Origin of the sequence: Falsiroseomonas oryzae (genome assembly GCF_027856955.1) — a bacterium.
Taxonomy (GTDB): Bacteria; Pseudomonadota; Alphaproteobacteria; order Acetobacterales; family Acetobacteraceae; genus Falsiroseomonas; species Falsiroseomonas oryzae.
On record NZ_JAPSMD010000014.1, the window covers coordinates 21,721 to 35,589 of the forward strand.

Genomic DNA, 13,869 nt, shown 5'->3' on the forward strand with positions numbered 1-13,869 from the left:
CTCGCAGGCGCCCGCGGGCCGTCAAGCACCCGCCGTGGCAGGACGACGCCGGCGCGCGCGGCCACGGCCGGCGGCATCAGATTCCCGCCGAATTACCGCGAATCCACCCTTCCGCCTTGCCCGAACAAGTGATCCATTCCACCCCGGACATAGTAAGGAATCGTCGAGGATTGCTGCGCTGCGGGTCGTGCGGACGGGACACGAACCCCCTCTCGGCAATCGGAAAGCGAGAATTTACGCTCCAGGTCATGCGCAAGGTGTGTCAAGACACAGCTGCGCGAATTTCCGGCGCATGGGGACGCCACGGACTCAATCCTTGAAGGAGGATTAAATGCTTGTTCTGCCTACCCGCCTCGAAACGGAGCTCGAGCAGCCGTTCTCCCGGGCGGAGATCAGCCCACGTGAAGCCATGGCGGCCCGCCTGCCTGCCGTCGTGCAGCCGTTCCTGACATGGCTCACTGCCAAGCCGGCCCCGGGGGAAGAGGCCAAGCAGCGCAGTGCGCAATCGTTTGTCATCGGTGCGCTTGCCTGGATGTTCGGCGGCTGCGCGCTGACGGTGCTGCCGTTCCTGATGACGGAGCCGATGCTGGCCGCGTGGCTGCTGGTGCCGATCGGGCTCACCTTCACCTGCTGCGGCCTCGGCCTGTTCCAGGTGGTGATCTTCCACCACTGCTCGCACGGCACGGTCTTCGCGACGCGCGAGGCGAACCGGCGCGCCGGCCGCTTGATCTCGGCGCTTCTGCTGTTCAAGCGCTTCGAGGATTACCAGCGCGAGCACATGATCCATCACAGCGCGAAGAAGCTGCTGACCGAGGAGGACGAGTTCGCCGACTTCGTGCTTGGCCTCTGCGGGCTGGAGGCCGGCGTCTCCAAGCGCGAGCTGTGGCGGCGCGTGGCGCTGAACTGCGTCTCGCCCGTGTTCCACTGGCGCTTCTTCTCGCGCCGCGTGCAGGCCAGCCTGTTCACCGGCGACACCGCGCATGACTGGACCGGCCGCGTGGCCTGGACCGTGGCGATCGGCGCCTCTGTCGCGACCGGCACCTTCTGGCTGTTCATGCTGGCCTGGGTGCTGCCGGTGTCCATCCTGCTGCAGATCGCCACCGTGTTCCGCATCCTGGTCGAGCACAGCTTCCCCGACGCGGAGCTGATCGCCGCCCGCAACAAGGAGTTCGTCTGCCATGCGAGCGTCGGCGTCTTCCCGGGCAGCCAGCCGCCGCTGGAGCGCGCGACGACGCTGACCGGTGCCGTGGCCTGGACGCTCTGGTGGGCGGAGATGCTGACGGTTCAGCTGTTCGTGCGGCTGTTCGTCCTGGTCGGCGATGCCCCCTGCCACGACTTCCATCACCGCCGCCCGGCGACCCGCCGCTGGACCAGCTACATCCATGCGCGCCAGGAGGATCTGGAGTCCGGCTCGCCGGGCTTCCCGGCCGGCTACTTCGAGACCTGGGGCCTGATGCGTGCCGTGGACCGGATGCTGGCCAGCCTGGCGGCCACCGCCCCCGAGACGATCGGGCGCGAGCCTGCGCATGGCCATGTCGCGCCGGAGCTGGCGCTCGGCCAGCGCCAGGCCGCATAGCGCGTGACCGCTGCGCCTGCCGCGCCCCGGTTCGGGGGCGCGGCAGGCGGAGAGTGACTGGCGTTCCCCGATGATGACGGGGCGCGGCGCTGCTCGGCGTCGCGCCCGTTTGGCTGACTGCCATGGCCGGGCATGCCGCGCGCGCCACGCGCGCAGGCCCGAGCGCAATCGCAGCGGATTGGAAGTGGTCTCAGCCTTCCGGCGGCGGCGCGACGCGGACCGCGGTGGCCGGCAGCTGGATGGTGACGGCCGTGCCTTCGCCCGGCGCACTCACGATGCGCAGCGTTCCGCCATGTGCCTCGACCAGGCCTTTGGCGATCGGCAGGCCGAGGCCGGTGCCGGGAAAGCTGCGCGCATGCCCGCCGTCGATCTGCTGGAACGGCTCCAGCGCGCGCGGGATGTCCTCCGGCTTCATGCCCACGCCGGTGTCGCGCACGACGAGCTCCGCCGTGCCGTCCGGCCGGCGCCGCGCGGAGACCGTCACCGTGCCGCCGCTGCCGGTGAACTTGACCGCATTGCTGATCAGGTTGTTCAGCACCTGGCGGAAGCGCAGCTGGTCCACGTTCAGCTCCAGTCCGGCCTCCGGCTTGCGCAGCTCGATCTGCACGTCGTTCTGCATCGCGAGGGCGGAGAGCTCGCGCGCCGAGGCGCCGATCAGCGTCTCGGCCCGCGCCCAGGTCAGCAGCAGCTGGGGCGCGACCTTGGCGAGGCTGGAGTAGTCGAGGATGTCGTTGATCAGCTCCAGCAGCAGCCGGCCTGAATCGTTGATCTGCTGCGCGTATTCGCCAAGCTGGTGCTCGGTCAGCCGATAGGTCGAGCCGGGCAGCATCATGTCGGAGAAGCCGATGATGGCGTTCAGCGGCGTTCGCAGCTCGTGACTCAGCGTGGCGATGAAGCGGGCGCGAAGCGCGCTCGCCTCCTCCGCCGTGGCCTTGGCGATGCGCAGGTCCACCTCGGCCTGCTTGCGCGCCATGACGTCGATGTAGACCGAGAGAGCGCCCTCGACGAGTTCCTGGTCGCCCGTCTCGAAGGGGCGGCTGACGTTGGACTCCGACTGGTTGCCCAGGATCAGCGCGTGGCCCGAGGCCTTGTCGTAGGCCCACAGCACATAGGGCATGCGCAGGATGCCGGTCAGCTCATAGGCCGGCGTCTCGATGACCGACCGCGCGGTGGTGAGGAAGAAGGCGGGCGCGGAGGGCACGGCGGCGGTGTCCGCCGGCGGGTCCGAGCCGAAGCCGATGGCGTGGGTCACGCGGAAGACGTCCACGCTGCCCATCGAGGATTCGCGTCGCACGAAGGCCGCACGATCGCAGAGCGTGTTCTCCACGATGACCTCGAGCATGGAGGATCCGATCTCCTCCGGGGTCGCGCAGTGGTCCGCAAGGCGGTGCGCCTCCCGGATCAGCTTGGCGACGGTGCGGCTGCGACGCGCCTCTCGGAAGGCCTGGCTCTGCTCCTCCTGCAGGCGCAGCAGGCGGGCGCCCAGGTCGTTGCACTCGCGCCGGTAGTAGGCGAGTTCACGCTCCAGCTTCGCGAGGTCGAGGACGCGGAGGTCGGTCATCTCCGCCTCCGGAGCACGGTCAGTACGCCGGTCCAGTCGAGCGGACGGCTGTGCTCGCCATCGAAGGGGGCGACCTCGACACCGGAGTAGAAGCCGAGCAGCGGCACCGAGGAATCCAGGCCGCGCACCACCAGCTCCGCCTCCTCCACGGCCGATCCGCTGCGCGCGCTCGCCCGGCCGGCGCAGTCGATGTAGAGGCCGAGCAGCGTCTCCTGCCCGGCGACGCTGCGGTTCATCGCCTCCACGCCGCGGCGCACGGAATCCAGCATGAGCCCGTTGTCGCGGCTCATGATCTGCACCAACGCCCCGCGCTCGAAGTCGGGCTCGAACAGCGTGATCGAGCCCTTGGCCGCGTCGGCGCTCAGGATCAGCCGGTTGACGTAGGACTTCTCGTCATATGGTGCGTAGGGATCGCCCTGCTTCTGGCCGAGCGTCGCCACCAGCGACAGCTCCTGGCCGCGCCCGCCGCCGATCGGCAGGCCGAGCATGCGCTCGATCACCTTCAGCGCCGGCTCGCCGTCCAGCTCGTAGACGGTGGCGCCGTCGATCCGGGTGATCTCCATGAAGGCGCTGACGGGGCGGCAGCCGTGCAGGATCTGCGTCTCGGCCTCGACATTCGGCGGGAAGACCAGCGCCGCGGCCACATGCTTGCTGACGCCTTCGCCGTCGAACACCCAGGCGCCGGACATGTTCATGTCGGTGAGCAGGCCGCCGCCGACCAGATGCACGGGCGCATTGCCGACGCCCTCGTTGAAGCCTGCGACGATGGAGCTTGCGTAGTGCAGCTTCGGCGGCTGGGTGCTGGCGACGCTGTCGAACAGCATCAGCACGACAGAGGCCTCGGCCACCGCCTGGCGGACCTGCGTGCCGATCTCGATGCCAGCGCGACGCTCGTCCTGGTCGAGGGCGTGGCTGAGGATGACGCGGGGCGTCGTCTCAGGGTCGTCGAAGGCGACGAGGCCGAGCTCGAACCCGCTGTAGCCGGACCCGGCCCGGCAGATGGCGCCGGCGGCGGAGCCGCCGACCACCGGCACCGGGCCGAACGCCTCGCCGATCGCGGCGCGCACCGCGAAGGGATCCAGCTTGCCGCCGGAGAAGGCCATGAGCAGGGTCGGCGTCGGCCCACCCTCGCCGAGTGCGGCGACCGCCTGCCGTACCGCCGAGACCGGGTCCGGGCTCTTCCCGTAGCCGACGCGCATGACATCCCCCACCGGCCGCGGATGCGGCGCACGCAGCCCGAGCAGCCGGGGTGATGTGCCGCCGGGCGTGCGTCATTACCAAAATACGCTGCATTTATGGCTAGATCATGTATCAAACGTCAACCGGAGCGTGCAGTTGCGTATCGCTTGATGAGACGCGGCCTGTTCCTACTTGGCTGAACGGATTGCCGCCGGGAAGGGTTCTGCACGCCGCGCGTCCCCCGGTCCCGGACTGCGCCGCGCACGCCGAGCCGGGCGGGCACGCCGTCGTCGCGCCGGGTCTGCTCGCCGCGGGCCTTGCGGCACGGGGGGGCGGCGCCTAGGTTCCGCCGTCCACACGGGTCGGGGCCACACGGATGTTCAGGGGATCGCTGGTCGCGCTGATCACGCCCATGCAGGCGGATGGTGCCCTGGACAGGAGGGCCTTCGCTGAATTCGTGGAGTGGCAGATCGCGGAGGGAACCCAGGGGCTGATCCCCGTGGGTACCACCGGCGAGAGCCCGACGCTGACCCATGAGGAGCATCACGAGGTCGTCGAGGCCTGCGTCGCCGTGGCCAAGGGCCGCGTGCCCGTGATCGCCGGGACGGGCAGCAACTCCACCGCCGAGGCGGTGGACCTGACGCGCCACGCCAGGCAGTCCGGCGCGGACGCTGCCCTGGTCGTCACGCCCTACTACAACAAGCCGACCCAGGAAGGTCTCTACCGCCACTACATGGCGATCGCCGACGCCGTGGACCTGCCGATCCTGATCTACAACATCCCCGGCCGCAGCGTGGTGGACATGAGCGTCGAGACCATGGCGCGGCTGGCGAAGCACCCGAACATCGTCGGCGTGAAGGACGCGACCGCGAACCTGACCCGCCCGCTTCACACCCGCGCAGCCTGCGGGCCGGAGTTCTGCCAGCTGTCCGGCGAGGATCATACCGCCGTGTCCTACCTGGCCGCGGGCGGGCATGGCTGCATCAGCGTCACCGCCAATATCGCCCCGCGCCTCTGCCGACAGATGCACGACGCCTGGGCCGAGGGCCGTGCGCAGGACGCGATCGCCATCCAGGACCGGCTGGTGCCGGTGCACGACGCCATGTTCTGCGAGACCTCGCCCGGGCCCGTGAAGTATGCCGCCAGCCTGCTCGGCCGCAGCACCGAATTCTGCCGGCTGCCGATGGCGCCGGTGGCGGAGAGCACGAAGCTGCGGGTCCGCGAAGCCATGACGGGGGCCGGCCTGCTCAACTGAGCGGCCGCATGGACGTATGGCGGAACCCCGGAAGAAGGGCCTGATCAGCCACGGCATCGCCGCGCAGAACCGCAAGGCGCGCTTCGACTACAAGATCGGCGAGACGATCGAGGCCGGCGTCATGCTGGTCGGGCCGGAGGTGAAGAGCCTGCGCGCCGGCCGCGCGACCCTGTCGGAAGCCTGGGCCGGCGAGCGCGACGGCGAGATGTGGCTGTTCAACTGCTACATCCCGGAATGGCAGGCCGGCAGCTTCGCCGCGAAGTTCGAGCCGCGCCGCCCGCGCAAGCTGCTGCTGCACAGGAAGCAGGTGCGCGAGCTGATCGGCAGCATCACGCGCGAGGGCACGACGCTGGTGCCCATGGACATCCATTTCAACGAGCGCGGCGTGGCGAAGGTCACGCTCGGCCTGGCCGAGGGCAAGAAGAAGCACGACAAGCGCGCCGCCATCGCCGCCCGCGACTGGCAGCGCGACAAGGCGCGGCTGATGCGGGACAAGGGCTGATCGCCGTCGCCTTCCGCGCGCGGTGCAGACATCGTGGAGGCAACTGTCCCGCTGGGCCCTTGGTTGACGTTCGATCCATCTTCGTCTTGATTGCAAGCGGAACGAAGAGGGCCAGCCGATGCCCAGACGCCACGCTGTTGCTGCGCTTGCGCTGGCCCTGGGAGGGTGCGCGGCGCAGCCATCCGCGCCGGCGCCACCGGATCGCGCGACGGTGCGGGTCGGAGAGGTGGCATCGCTCGGCGGCGTCTACTGGGTCAACACCGCAGCAGGATGCGCCTCCCAGCTCGTGGCCGTGCGGAGTGTGGAACTGGCATCCGGCGCGGAATACGTTGCGCTGACCGTCGTGCCGCAGCGTGTACGGACGTGGCAGTGCGGGAACACCGTCGATGGGGCTGTCATCTCAGCGCGCGGCCTCCGCGCAACGGGCGACGCCCCTGTAAACGTTGAATATCTGGTCGCGTACGATACCGTTGTCGGTCCGCGTACCTCGCGGCATGTGCGCCAGGTCACAGTCACGCCGTAGATCGCTGCAGCACACGCCGCAATCCCGGACCCTCGAAGGTGCCGAGCCATCCGTCGAGGACCGAGTGCGCACGGTAGCCGCGGCGTTCGAGCGTCTCGGCCGCCGCCTGCGAGCGTAGTCCGACGGAGCAGAGGACGAGCACTTCCCGCGGCGGCAGGCCGACGGCGTTCGATACGGCCGCGACGAACGCTTCAGCATCCCGTTCGGTCGGAGGTCCGCGCCAATTGTCGGATCCGAACACGAGGGCGATGTGCGGCAGCGTCGGGCGCCCGTCGCGGGCATGTTCGGATGTGCCGCGCACGTCAATCAGCGGCATGCCGGCGAACGGCGGATCCAGCACGTCTTCCGCCATCAGAAGTGGGCGTGAAGCGCCACGCGGGCCGGCATCCGGCCCGACGCGAGCGCAAGCCGAAAGCGCAACGCCGGACGCACCGGCAATCATGGCGCACCGCCGAGTCACGCCCAGCATACACAGCTCCGCCCGCCGCACGGCGCGAAACCATAACGACTGCGCGACGGGCAGCGCAATCGGCTCTTCCGGGATCGAAAGAGGCAGGAGTAGGAAGGCGCGATGTTGATCCTGCGTGGCGGCTGGGTTCTGACCGATCCGGCAAGAGGCACCGTCATCCGCGATGGCGCGGTGCGCATCGAAGGCGGCGTCGTCGCCGAAGCCGGCACGGCCGTCGGCATGATGCGCCTCCATCCCGATGCCGAGGTGATCGGCAGCGCGGACGCCATTGTCATGCCCGGCCTGATCGACGCCCACAGCCACGGGCGCGGCCTCAGCCCGATCCAGAAGGGCGTGCTCTACGACTACCTGGAGAACGCCTTCCTAGACTGGTCCACCATGGCCTATCTGCCGAACGAACTCTGCGCCGCGCTCTCGGCGGTGCGGCACCTGCGCTACGGCTGCACCACCATCCACCACACCGGCTGGAACGACGAGGGGCCTAACGCGACGGAGGAGGCGCGCAAGGCGATCCGCGCCTATGCCGAGGCCGGGATCCGCCTCGCCTACAGCCCGGCCGTGCGCAACCGGAACAAGTTCTGCGTGGACGAACAGGCCTTCGCCGCGACCCTGCCGCCGGACCTCGCCGAGTTCGTGCGCCCCTTCATCGCCTACGACGCCGAGGCGATCGAGCAGGGCTACATGGACCAGTTCGAGGCGCTGCACGCCGAATTCGACGGCCCGATGAGCCGCGTCTTCCACGGCCCCTCCTGGGCGCATGGCACGACGGAGCGCTTCTTCGCCCGGGTGCGGGACAGCGCCGCCGCCAAGGGCGGCATCCCGATCCACATCCACACGCTGCAGACGCCGCACCAGCGCGCCTACGGCTTCAAGGCCTTCGGCAAGTCGCTGGTGGCCTATCTCGACGGGCTCGGCCTCCTCGCGCCGAACGTCACGCTCGGCCACGCCGTCTGGCTCAGCGAGGCCGACATCGCGCTGCTCGCCGCCCGTGGCGCGAGCACGACGCACCATGCCTCCTGCAACCTGCATGTCCGCAACGGCATCTCGCCCGTCGTGCCGCTGCTGCGCGCCGGGGTGAACGTCGCCATGGGCATCGACGACAAGTCCATCAACGACGACGACGATCCGTTCATGGAACTGCGGCTGATCCACATGCTGGCGCGCGTGCCCGGCTTCGACCTCGGCGCGGAGACGCGGCTGCAGGCCACCGAGGTGCTGGCGATGGGCACGGTGAATGCCGCGCGCAGCCTTGGCATGGCGGGCCTCGGCACGCTGGCGCCGGGCGCGCCCGCTGACGCGATCGTGCTCGACACCGCGGAGATGCTGCGCGACCCCTGGACCAGCGGGCGCCTGGCCATCCCCGACTTGGTCCTGTTGCGCGCCAAGGGCAGCCACACGCGCCACGTCGTGGTGGACGGTCGGGTCGTGCTGCGTGACGGGCGCATCGCCACGCTCGACGTCGAAGCGCTCTATGCGGAGATCCGCCGCTGGGTCGCGAAGCACGGGGATGCGGCGGCGGATCCGCGCAAGGTGGAGTCGATCCGCCGCCTCAAGCCGTATTTCCACGCCTGGCATCGCGACATGCTGCGGCACCTGGACGTCACCGTGCCGCACTATATGCTGAACGGCGCCCGCTGAGAGGCCGGCTCAGCGGCCGCGCACCGCATCGAGCATGTGCCGCGCCGCGGGCTCGGCGGAGGCCGGGTTCTGGCCGGTGACCAGGTTCCCGTCGCGGATCGCGAAGGGCGCGAAATCCGGCCCGCTCTCGAAGCGCCCGCCGAGGTCGCGCAGCCGCGTCTCCAGCAGGAAGGGCATCACGTCGGTCAGGCCGGCGGAGGCTTCCTCGGCGTTGGTGAAGCCGTTGACGCGCCTTCCCTCCACCACCGGACGCCCATCGGCGCGGCGTGCGCCCACCAGGCCGGCCGGGCCGTGGCAGACGGCGCCCACCGGCTTGCCGGCCTCGAACAGCGCGCCGACAAGCGCGGCCAGCGGGCGGCTCTCCGGCAGGTCCCACATCGTCCCATGGCCGCCGGGGATGAAGATGCCGACCAGGTCGTCCGGCGCCTGCCCCTCCAGTGGCGGCGTGTCGCGCAGGGCGGCCATCGCCGTGGCATCGCCGAGGAAGCGGTTGACGGCGGAGGGGTTGTGCGAGGCCTCCTCATGCAGGCTGGTCGGGTCGGCCGGCGGCTGGCCGCCCGCGATGCTGGCCAGCGCGACATCGATCCCCGCATCCCGGAAGGCCCAGTAGGGCGCCGCAAGCTCCTCCCAGTAGAAGCCGGTGGCGCGCCCGGTATCGCCCAGCCGGGCATGGCTGGTGAGGACGATGAGCAGCTTCGGCATGGGCCGGCACTCCTTCCTTCGGTGCCAGCGAGGATGACGGGCCGGGCCCGGGCGACGGAAATCACATGCCGGCTGGCAGAGGCGGTTCGGACCCGGCCCTTGCATCCTCGGCGTCTCCGCGCACCTATCGCCGGCGAGGAGATGACATGCCGGACGAGGACGAGGTTCCGCTGACCGGGAAGGTCCGCGACAAGCTGGTCGCGGCGAAGCAGGGCTGGGCGCGCGAGGGCCGACTGCTGACCGGCACCAGCGGCGACCCGCTGGTGGACCGCCTCCCGCCGGGCCAGCGCCTTGTGCAGGACTTCCCCGTGCTCGACCTCGGCGTGCAGCCTGATGTGAACCCGGCCAACTGGCGCCTGCGCATCGAGGGGCTGGTGATGGCGCCGGTCCGCCTGACCCTGGAGGAGTTCATGGCGCTGCCGCAGGCGGAGCGCGTGAACGACATCCACTGCGTGACTCAGTGGAGCCGCTACGACAATGCATGGCGCGGCGTCTCCGTGCGCACGCTGCTGGAGCTGGCCCGCCCCAAGGAGGAGGCGCGCTTCGTCGCGCTCACCTCCTATGACGGCTACTCCACCAACCTCGCCATGGATGACTTCGCGCGGGAGGAGAACCTCTTCGCCCATGGCTGGGCCGGCGCGCCGCTGGAGCGGCAGCATGGCGGTCCGGTGCGGCTGGTTGTGCCGCACCTCTATTTCTGGAAGTCGCCGAAATGGGTGACGCGCATCGAACTGCTGCGGGAGGACCGGCCGGGCTTCTGGGAAGTCCGCGGCTACCACAACCGCGGCGACCCCTGGATGGAGGAGCGGTATGGATGAGATCCCGCGTCGCGCGCTGCTGGCGGCGCCCCTGCTGATGGCGACCGGGGCCGCGGCCCAGCCGCAGACTGCCTTCGGCTTCACGCTGCCTGCATTGGAGGGCGGCGACCTGTCGCTCGCCGAGTTCCACGGCCGTGCGCTGCTGGTGGTGAACACGGCCAGCTTCTGCGGCTACACCCCGCAATACGCCGCGCTGCAGCGCCTGCACGACCGCTTCGAGGCGCGCGGCTTCGCCGTGATCGGCGTTCCGTCCAACGACTTCAACCAGGAGAGCCGCGACAACGCCGCGATCCGGCAGTTCTGCGACACGATGTACGGTATCACCTTCCCGATGGCGGCGCTGACCAGCGTGCGCGGGCAGGGGGCGCACCCGCTATTCGCCTGGCTCGCGGCGCGCGCCGGTGGGCCGCCGCGCTGGAACTTCCACAAGTATCTCGTCGCTCGCGACGGCACGACCGTGCGCGCCTTCACGACGAGCACCGAGCCGGAGGCACCGGCACTGGTCCGCGCCATCGAGGCCGCTCTGGAGGGGCGGTCCCTCGTCTGACGCGCGCCGGGCCTCGCCAGGGCGCGCGACGGCAGCGTCCGCGCCGACGAGGCGCGCACGATTCCTCGCGCATCAGGCGCTACGGGGTGCCTGGGCCCAGGCGCAGTTCGAAGCGCTGCTCCGTCACCGTCGCGCCCCAGCGGGCCCCGCTTTGCTGCTCGACCAGGCGGAACCCGGCCTCCTCGTAGAGCCACCTTGCCGCGTCGAGACCGGCGAAGGTCCAGAGGTCGAGGCGCCGTATGGCGCCGGCGCGACAGAAGGCCAAGGCCTCGCCCAGCAGCGCCCGCCCTGTGCCGCGGCCGCGCAGCGCCTCGGAGACCAGGAACCAGCGTAGATGCGCCCTTGCCTCGTCGGCGCGCTGGATGGCGATGCAGCCCTCGATCCGGCCATCCTGCCGGGCCAGCCACAACCCGTCGCCGCGCGCCTCCAGCGTCTCGCAGAAGGCCGCGACCTCGCGCGCAACCAGGCTTTCGAAGGCCAGCCCGAAGCCCGCGAGCCGCGCATAGCTGACGGCGTGCAGCTCCGCGATGCGGCCGATCGCGCCGGGGCCGTAGCCGCGGCTGATCGTCAGGGAGGGCGGCTGTGGCACGGCTCAGCCGATCCGCCGCAGCACGTCGGCGACCACCGCCTCGAACATTTCCGTGGTCAGCCGGCCGGTCTGGGTGTTGTAGCGGCTGACATGGTAGCTATCGGCCAGCAGCACCCCGCCCGGCAGCTCGTGCACGGCGCCATGCGCGAACTTCATCCGTGCTGCGGCGATGCGATGCGACTTCAGCAGCGCGTTGTGCGCCACGAGGCCGAGCGCCAGCACCGCCTTCAGCCCGGGCATTGCGCCGATCTCCGCCAGCAGGAACCGGTTGCAGGTGGCGACCTCCGCCGGCGTCGGCAGGTTCTCCGGCGGCACGCAACGCACGGCATTCACGATGCGCACACCCGCCAGCTCCATCCCGTCGCGCGGATCCTCGCGGTAGGCGCCGCGTGCCAGGCCGAACTTCAGCAGGGTTGCATACAGAAGCTTGCCCGCATGGTCGCCGGTGAAGGGCCGCCCCGTGCGGTTCGCGCCCTTCACCCCCGGCGCGAGCCCCAGCACCATCAGCCTCGCGTCCCGCGGCCCCCAGCAGGGCACCGGCGCATTGTGCCAGTCCGGCCATTTCGCGCGGTTGGCCAGGCGATACTCGACCAGGCGGGGACAGAGCGGGCAGTCGCGGCCCGGCGACTCGGCGACGTCGGTCATCCCCGCGGAATAGCGGAGGGCGGGCTACTCCGGCAGGTCCACCGGGTCGCGGAAGGGCTCGGCCGGGGTGGCGCGGGCGCGTTCCGGGGCGCGAGCGGGCACGGGGCGCGGCCGCGGCTCCACCTGGCGGCGGGTGATGTCCGCGGCCAGCTCGCCGAGGTCGATGAACTGGTCGGCCTGCCGGCGGAGCTCGTCGGAGACCATGCCCGGCTGCGTCCGGATCGTGGACATGACGGAGACGCGCACGCCAAGCTGCTGCACCGCTTCCACCAGCCGCCGCAGGTCGCCGTCGCCCGTGATCAGCACGGCATGGTCCAGCCGCGGCGCCAGCGTCAGCACGTCCACGGCCATTTCGATCTCGATGTTGCCCCGCACCCGGCGCCGGCCGGCGGCATCGGTGAATTCCCGCGCGGGCTTGGTGACGACGTAGTAGCCGTTGTAGCCCAGCCAATCGACGAGGGGCCGCAGCGGCGAGTATTCGTCGTTCTCGAGAAGGGCGGTGTAGTAGGCCGCGCGCACCAGCCGCGCCTGCCGGCGGAAGAAGCCGAGCAGGTTCTTGTAGTCCACGTCGAAGCCGAGGTTGCGGGATACCGCATAGAGATGCGCGCCGTCGATGAAGAGGCCGATCCTCTCCTGGGGGTCGAAATGCACGTCCAGATCTTTCGCTCGAATCTTCGGGAACATAGGACTCCCGGATTGCCGCGTCACCGGTCCGTTCCGGTGGGCGCGCGGTCGTGATCCTGGTGGCGATCGGGGCGAACCTGCCCGGACCGGACGGGGCGCCGGCGCTGACGACCTGCCGGGCTGCGGCGTGCCTGCTGGATGGGTGGCCGGGCCTGCGGCTGCAAGCGCTCTCACGTTGGTTTGCAACCGCGCCGGTGCCGTCCACGCCCGGCGTGCCGGATTACGTCAATGGCGTGGCCCGGCTGGTTCCCGAGCCCGGCGCAGCGGTTCCCGACCCGGCCGATCTGCTTGCAGCGCTTCAGGGCATCGAGGCGCGGTTCGGCCGGGTACGGCCGTATCCGAACGCCCCGCGCACCCTGGATCTCGACCTTCTGGACCTCGACGGGCTGGTCCGGGCCGCGCCCGATCCCATCCTGCCGCATCCCCGGATGGACCAGCGCGCCTTTGTCCTCGCACCGCTGCTGGATGTCGCGCCAGGCTGGCGCCATCCGGTCTCGGGCCGGAGCGCCGCCGAACTGCTCGCCGGTCTGGGCCCGCAGGAGGTGCGTCCCATCGCATAGCTTGCGCCCACCCCCGGCGATGGCTACATGGGAGGTTCACCAGCAAAGGGGAGGGGTTGGCCAGGGTTGCCGCATGCCCAGGCCTTGCCCGCATCCCCATATGGAATTGGAGCCGCCATGGCACGCGTCACGGTCGAGGACTGCGTCCTCAAGGTGCCGAACCGCTTCGAGCTCGTGCTGCACGCCGCCCAGCGTGCGCGCAATATCAGCCGGGGCGAAGAGCTGACGGTCGAGCGGGACAACGACAAGAACCCGGTCGTCGCCCTGCGCGAGATCGCGGAGGCCACCGTGGACCTCGACAGTCTGCAGGCCGACCTGATCAAGTCGCTGCAGCGTGCCCCGGAGCCGGAGCCGGCCGAGGAGGAGGTGCTGGACCTCATCGCCACCGACGAGAACATCTTCGGCGTGATGGACGTCAACGAGGAGCCGGCCGGCGATGGCGCGGGCCTCGAGGACCTCTCAGCCGACGACATCGAGGCGGCGATCGCCGCCGAGCTCGGCGGGAAGCGCTGACGCAGCCCGGGTGTAGCGGGGGCCGCGCCTCCGCATCCCCGGCAGGGCGCCGCCGCGGCGCGGCGGCCCGCCCGTGAGCCTGTCCGCCGGTCCGCACCGGGCGCCCGA

15 protein-coding genes are annotated in these 13,869 nt (G+C 70.5%); 8 read left to right on the forward strand and 7 right to left on the reverse strand.

Annotated elements, in window-relative coordinates:
* Window positions 1-331: 331 nt before the first annotated feature.
* Window positions 332-1,576, forward strand: coding sequence for a fatty acid desaturase (locus OZN99_RS03530; RefSeq protein ID WP_270933790.1), 1,245 nt, complete (start codon window positions 332-334; stop codon window positions 1,574-1,576).
* Between the two features lie 190 nt (window positions 1,577-1,766).
* Here the strand turns inward: OZN99_RS03530 and OZN99_RS03535 are convergent, their stop codons facing one another.
* A complete protein-coding gene (locus tag OZN99_RS03535) occupies window positions 1,767-3,137 on the reverse strand; it encodes a sensor histidine kinase (RefSeq protein WP_270933791.1) in 1,371 nt (456 codons plus the stop codon).
* On the reverse strand, window positions 3,134-4,336 hold the full coding sequence (locus tag OZN99_RS03540) for an FIST signal transduction protein (RefSeq protein ID WP_270933792.1): 1,203 nt from the start codon (window positions 4,334-4,336) through the stop codon (window positions 3,134-3,136). Before OZN99_RS03540 ends, OZN99_RS03535 begins: the two co-directional genes overlap by 4 nt.
* A gap of 356 nt (window positions 4,337-4,692) precedes the next feature.
* On the opposite strand from OZN99_RS03540, the gene dapA reads away from it, so the two are divergent.
* On the forward strand, window positions 4,693-5,571 hold the full coding sequence (dapA, locus tag OZN99_RS03545) for a 4-hydroxy-tetrahydrodipicolinate synthase (protein WP_270933793.1): 879 nt from the start codon (window positions 4,693-4,695) through the stop codon (window positions 5,569-5,571).
* Window positions 5,572-5,587: 16 nt separating this feature from the next.
* Window positions 5,588-6,073 carry an SsrA-binding protein SmpB gene (smpB, locus tag OZN99_RS03550; protein WP_270933794.1) on the forward strand — a complete coding sequence of 162 codons (486 nt, stop codon included), beginning with the start codon at window positions 5,588-5,590 and terminating at the stop codon, window positions 6,071-6,073.
* Between the two features lie 512 nt (window positions 6,074-6,585).
* Here smpB and OZN99_RS03555 read toward each other — a convergent pair.
* Window positions 6,586-7,368, reverse strand: coding sequence for a rhodanese-like domain-containing protein (locus OZN99_RS03555; RefSeq protein WP_270933795.1), 783 nt, complete (start codon window positions 7,366-7,368; stop codon window positions 6,586-6,588).
* Here OZN99_RS03555 and OZN99_RS03560 point away from each other — a divergent pair.
* Window positions 7,339-8,703: an amidohydrolase family protein gene (locus OZN99_RS03560; RefSeq protein ID WP_270933796.1), complete on the forward strand. Its 1,365-nt coding sequence runs from the start codon at window positions 7,339-7,341 to the stop codon at window positions 8,701-8,703. The two genes, OZN99_RS03555 and OZN99_RS03560, sit on opposite strands and share 30 nt — an antisense overlap.
* A gap of 9 nt (window positions 8,704-8,712) precedes the next feature.
* Here the strand turns inward: OZN99_RS03560 and OZN99_RS03565 are convergent, their stop codons facing one another.
* On the reverse strand, window positions 8,713-9,405 hold the full coding sequence (locus OZN99_RS03565) for a type 1 glutamine amidotransferase domain-containing protein (RefSeq protein ID WP_270933797.1): 693 nt from the start codon (window positions 9,403-9,405) through the stop codon (window positions 8,713-8,715).
* Window positions 9,406-9,551: 146 nt separating this feature from the next.
* Here OZN99_RS03565 and OZN99_RS03570 point away from each other — a divergent pair, with 146 nt between their 5' ends.
* Window positions 9,552-10,223, forward strand: a complete 672-nt coding sequence (locus tag OZN99_RS03570; protein WP_270933798.1) for a sulfite oxidase-like oxidoreductase — start codon at window positions 9,552-9,554, stop codon at window positions 10,221-10,223.
* Window positions 10,216-10,770, forward strand: a complete 555-nt coding sequence (locus OZN99_RS03575) for a glutathione peroxidase (RefSeq protein ID WP_270933799.1) — start codon at window positions 10,216-10,218, stop codon at window positions 10,768-10,770. Before OZN99_RS03570 ends, OZN99_RS03575 begins: the two co-directional genes overlap by 8 nt.
* 79 nt (window positions 10,771-10,849) lie before the next feature.
* On the opposite strand, the gene OZN99_RS03580 is transcribed toward OZN99_RS03575, so the two are convergent.
* The 3 genes from OZN99_RS03580 to OZN99_RS03590 are packed head-to-tail and all read right to left on the reverse strand — an operon-like array spanning window position 10,850 to window position 12,655.
* The gene (locus tag OZN99_RS03580; protein ID WP_270933800.1) at window positions 10,850-11,359 is read right to left on the reverse strand and encodes a GNAT family N-acetyltransferase; all 510 of its coding nucleotides are present in this window, start codon (window positions 11,357-11,359) and stop codon (window positions 10,850-10,852) included.
* A 3-nt stretch (window positions 11,360-11,362) separates the two neighbouring features.
* A complete protein-coding gene (locus OZN99_RS03585; protein WP_270933801.1) occupies window positions 11,363-12,004 on the reverse strand; it encodes a uracil-DNA glycosylase in 642 nt (213 codons plus the stop codon).
* Window positions 12,005-12,028: 24 nt separating this feature from the next.
* The gene (locus OZN99_RS03590; RefSeq protein WP_270933802.1) at window positions 12,029-12,655 is read right to left on the reverse strand and encodes a LabA-like NYN domain-containing protein; all 627 of its coding nucleotides are present in this window, start codon (window positions 12,653-12,655) and stop codon (window positions 12,029-12,031) included.
* A gap of 83 nt (window positions 12,656-12,738) precedes the next feature.
* Here OZN99_RS03590 and folK point away from each other — a divergent pair, with 83 nt between their 5' ends.
* Window positions 12,739-13,248, forward strand: a complete 510-nt coding sequence (gene folK, locus OZN99_RS03595; protein ID WP_270933803.1) for a 2-amino-4-hydroxy-6-hydroxymethyldihydropteridine diphosphokinase — start codon at window positions 12,739-12,741, stop codon at window positions 13,246-13,248.
* Between the two features lie 117 nt (window positions 13,249-13,365).
* Window positions 13,366-13,761 (forward strand): DNA-directed RNA polymerase subunit omega, encoded by a 396-nt coding sequence (gene rpoZ / locus OZN99_RS03600; RefSeq protein WP_270933804.1) that lies wholly within the window; start codon window positions 13,366-13,368, stop codon window positions 13,759-13,761.
* The last annotated feature ends 108 nt before the right edge of the window (window positions 13,762-13,869 follow it).